This window comes from Campylobacter concisus, assembly GCF_902460875.1.
Taxonomy (GTDB): Bacteria; Campylobacterota; Campylobacteria; order Campylobacterales; family Campylobacteraceae; genus Campylobacter_A; species Campylobacter_A concisus_AA.
This window is the reverse complement of the sequence record NZ_CABPVR010000018.1, coordinates 1704-5606: the sequence shown is the minus strand read 5'-3', so window position 1 is coordinate 5606 and position 3903 is coordinate 1704. Positions and strand designations below refer to the sequence as shown.

The window sequence follows — 3903 nt, the reverse complement described above, 5'->3', positions numbered from 1 at the left end:
AAGCAAATTTTTGAAATTATATAAATTTTTTGGCTTAAAAGCTATAATCAAAACATGAGATGTCTTGGCCTAACAAATTTTCTTTTAGAAAATATTAACTTATTTGTAAATACCTTTGCTGTGATATTTGCGCTAATTTTTTGTTTTGTTTCTGGTGTTGGAATCGTCTTTATATTTATCGCATTTCCACTTGGTTATATAATGGGCGCACTCTTATCAATCCCATTTTTGATATTTTTATTTTTCTTATTTGTATCTATTGATATCTTTTTATGCCTTTTGGCGCCTATTTGTATTCTTTTTTAATAAATTTAGAAGTAAGTTTGGGGCTTTTACAGCCCCTTTGCTACTTTATAGCAGCCATTTTTCTACGCATATAAGCTATGCGGCTTTGAAGTGGTAAGTGTTTAGGGCAGTTGTCTTCACAGCCTAGCAAAGTCATACAGCCAAATACGCCGTCATCGTCGCCGATAAGCTCGTAAAAGTCCTCATCGGTTCGTTTATCAAGCGCGTCGATTTTAAATCTTGCTACGCGGTTAAGTCCGACCGCGCCGATGAAATCAGGCCTCATGATAGCTGTACCGCACGCAGCTACGCAGATACCGCACTCGATGCAGCGGTCAAGCTCAAATACTTCCTGCGCCACTTCAGGCTCAACCTTTTCCTCAAGCTTAGAGATATCTGTCTCGTGGTCTGTATGTATCCAGCTCTCCACACGCCTACTCATCGCATTCATCCAGTTGCCCGTATCTACGCTTAAGTCTTTTAGTAACTTAAATACCGGCAAAGGCATAAGCTCAATTACTCCGCTTTCAAAATCTTTAGTAAGAGTTCTACAAGCTAATCTTGGCTTGCCATTTACAAGCATGCCACAACTTCCACAAATTCCAGCACGACAAACGAAGTCAAAGCTAAGATCTGGGTCAAATTTCTCGCGAATCATATTTAACGCGATAAACAATGTCATACCATCAGTCTCTTCTAGCTCGTAGGTCGCGAAATGCGGCTTTGAAATTTTGCTTAATGGATTATATTTAAATGCTTTTATGGTTATTTTTCTACTCATATCCTATTCCTGCTCTTTCGTTTGGTGCTTTATATTTTGGTTGAAGATCATAGTGCATTAAAGCCTCTTGAATTTCTTGTCTGCTCTTACCTTCAGCTTGCATTTTCTCACGAATTTCATCAACCTCTTTTTGGCGGATGGCACTATCTGGATGCTCAATAATATTACCTTTCGCACCATAGCCTCTAAATGCTGGTGGCATCTCCATTTTCATAATATCAAGTGGCTCATACACGATAGTCGGTAGCGTATCGCCCTCTTTCCAGCTAGTTAGAGTTCTGTTTAGCCAGTTTAGGTCGTCGCGTTTCGGATAGTCTTCGCGGCAGTGCGCTCCGCGGCTCTCGGTGCGATCAAGCGCGCCTTTTGCGATACAAAGGGCAAGCTTTAGCATCTTTGGTACGCGGTAGGCTTCCTCAAGCTCAGGATTACCAAATAGCGCCTTGTTGGTGACTTTAACGTCCAAAGATTGCTTATAAAGCTCTTCTAGCTCTTTTACCGCTATGGCTAGACCTTCGCCTGTTCTAAAGATCGCCACGTGCTCCCACATGATATCTTTCATCTTGTTTTTGATCTCAAATACGTTAAATTTGCCCTCTTTTTCGACTAGGCTCTTTAGATAGTCTTCCTCTTTTTTAACGAATTTTTCGATATCTGCGGTATTTATATCGATCTCATGGCTACCGCAGTAGTCGGCAAAATAGTCCCCAACGATCATGCCCGCGACGACCGTTTCAGAAACGGAGTTGCCGCCTAGGCGGTTAAATCCGTGCATATCCCAACACGCAGCCTCACCGGCGCTAAATAGACCCGCTAGCGTCGGACTCTCGCCAGTTGGCTTTGTCTTGATGCCACCCATAGAGTAGTGCTGCATAGGCAGGATCGGCGCCCAGCCTTTACCACGCTGGCGACCGTTTTCGTCGGTATATACTTCGGTGTCGGCAGGATCGATGCCGTTAAAGATTTCGCAAATTTCTTGAACGTCGCGTAAGTTTTTCTCGATATGCTCGCGTCCTAGGATCGAGATATCTAGCCAAACGTGATAGCCATAAGGGCTAGGTACGCCTTTACCTGCGCGGATATGCTCCATGATGCGGCGGCTTACGACGTCGCGGCTAGCTAGTTCTTTTTTCTCAGGCTCATAGTCGGGCATAAAGCGATATCCGTCTACGTCGCGTAAAATTCCGCCGTCGCCGCGGCAACCTTCTGTTAAAAGAATGCCCGATGGAACGATCGGAGTTGGGTGAAACTGCACCGCTTCCATATTTCCAAGCTGAGCTACGCCCGTCTCAAGAGCGATGGCTGCGCCGATACCTTCGCAAACTACGGCATTTGTAGTGTGTTTATAAACCCTACCGTAGCCGCCCGTAGCGATTAGCGTACCTTTTGCGACGTATGCCGTGATCTCGCCGTTAACTAGATCGCGAACGATCGCGCCGTAACAGCGGTTGTTTGTGTGGATTAGCGCAATAGCTTCTTTTCTGTCATGAATTTCGACGTTATGTTTTAGAGCTTCGTTTGCTACGGCAAAAAGCATAGTGTGACCGGTGGCGTCCGCCGTAAAGCATGTTCTCCATTTTTTAGTTCCGCCAAAGTCGCGAGAGTGGATGAGTCCGTGGACTTCTTCTTTTTCCACGATAGTCGTTTTTTGAGCGTTGATAATAGCGCTTCTTTCGCCTTTTGTTATACGAGTCCAAGGCACGCCCCAAGCCGCTAGCTCGCGAATCGCCTTAGGCGCGGTTTGACAAAACATACGCGCAACTTGCTGATCGCAGCCCCAGTCGCTACCTTTTACCGTGTCGGCAAAGTGCACATCCTCGTTGTCGCCTTCGCTCATTTTTGAATTTCCCAAAGAGGCTTGCATACCGCCTTGCGCAGCCGCAGAGTGCGAGCGCTTAACGGGAATTAGGCTTAAAACTACCGTACTTAGCCCCTTTTCTCCAGCAGCCACAGCAGCTCTAAGACCAGCTAGACCACCACCAATTACCAATGCATCATAATATTTTACATTCATCTTCTAGCTCCTTTTTAATGGCTGATCCACACGAAATCGGCGATTAGCGCAATTATAGCAAGTATGCCATAAACGGCAAATACAATTGTTTTTGCCTTATTTCTTTTGACAAACATTTCGTGCTTATTTGCACCATCAATGCTTATCCATTTGACATACAAGCGGTACATACCGATACTAGCGTGAACGACCATAAAAACAAGTAGTGCGAAGTAGAAAATTTCTAGTTGATGAAATGCAGCCGCTGATTTGTCGGCAGTAATATGTCCGCCAAAGACTATATCCACTAGGTGCGCGCTGGCTGCGAAAAATAGAGCAAAACCGGTTAAAAACTGAAACCACCAAAGCGTAGTGTCAAGGTGCTTCATACGGTCTTTGTGGCCTCTAAACATTAAATATTGTCTGTAGTTTGCTGGAAATTTTCTCATAGCTAAAAATGCATGAGCGATAAAAATGGCAAATATTACCGCAGCTATGACGTTAGTGATCCACCAAGTAGCTTCTCCAAATAAAAATTTAGCCTCCGCAAACCCTACGACAGCGTTAAATGCGTCTTTGCCAAGTAGTATAGTAGAAGTAAAAACCATATGGCACAATATAAAACAGGCCAAAATAAACCCTGTAATACTTTGCCATCTATCCCAAGCGGCTGGAGTGCGACTTTTTTTGTCGTCCGACCGTTTCCCCAAAAAACCTTCTATAAGCCCGGTCATGAGCCCTCCTAAGAAATTTGAAATAAATTATCATTTCTTAATACTAATTTAAATATTAGTATTAATTGATAAAGCTAATGCTAGCAGATTTTTACTTTAATATTTTTTAAACA

The 3903-nt window shown here is 43.7% G+C and carries 3 protein-coding genes; all 3 read right to left on the bottom strand.

The genetic code is table 11. The features are described 5' to 3' along the window. Positions 1–346 precede the first annotated feature (346 nt). Genes F3H01_RS09020 through F3H01_RS09010 form a run of 3 tightly spaced genes read right to left on the bottom strand, consistent with a single transcriptional unit; the run spans position 347 to position 3790 of the window. Positions 347–1066 (bottom strand): fumarate reductase iron-sulfur subunit, encoded by a 720-nt coding sequence (locus F3H01_RS09020; protein WP_021091811.1) that lies wholly within the window; start codon positions 1064–1066, stop codon positions 347–349. Next, on the bottom strand, positions 1059–3077 hold the full coding sequence (locus tag F3H01_RS09015; RefSeq protein WP_149725554.1) for a fumarate reductase flavoprotein subunit: 2019 nt from the start codon (positions 3075–3077) through the stop codon (positions 1059–1061). Before F3H01_RS09015 ends, F3H01_RS09020 begins: the two co-directional genes overlap by 8 nt. A gap of 14 nt (positions 3078–3091) precedes the next feature. After that, entirely contained in the window at positions 3092–3790 is a 699-nt protein-coding gene (locus F3H01_RS09010; protein WP_107696192.1) for a fumarate reductase cytochrome b subunit, read from the bottom strand. Between the last annotated feature and the right edge of the window lie 113 nt (positions 3791–3903).